The sequence below is a fragment of the Alkalibacterium iburiense genome, from assembly GCF_039521845.1.
In the GTDB taxonomy this organism is placed as follows: domain Bacteria; phylum Bacillota; class Bacilli; order Lactobacillales; family Carnobacteriaceae_A; genus Alkalibacterium; species Alkalibacterium iburiense.
On sequence record NZ_BAAACW010000072.1, the window covers coordinates 4,903 to 5,266 of the forward strand.

The following is a 364-nucleotide window of genomic DNA, read 5'->3' on the forward strand; positions in this document are numbered from 1 at the left end:
CCATTCTTTGACGTAAAAATCTTCTTTATTCAAGCCAGGTGTCGCTTGCATGGATATAGGTGCAAATTCAAATGTCTTTAATGTGCCTTCCCAGTCTTCTACTGGTTGTGGAGCTCGCCAGCGGTTTTCTCCCACGGGAGGGGCGGCAAATGGAATTCCTTTAAAAGAGGTAATGCGAGGATCAGCTGCTGGCAAGCCTAGTATAAAACCGTTTTCAATTTTCGTTTTTCTTAACATCTCAAGTTTTGCAGTTGAATATCCAGGTTTAACCCTTGCGGTTATTGAAACTTCTTATAAATAATTATCAAAAAACACACAAAAAGACACCTCTCTTTGGTAAAATGTAGTCACCACAACAACATTC

General features: G+C 39.8%; 1 protein-coding gene. It reads right to left on the reverse strand.

Annotated features, from left to right (window positions below; all coding sequences use genetic code 11):
• Nucleotides 1-237: carboxylesterase family protein (locus tag ABDZ53_RS06320; protein ID WP_343754804.1), on the reverse strand; the 237-nt coding region annotated here is incomplete at its 3' end.
• Nucleotides 238-364 lie beyond the last annotated feature (127 nt).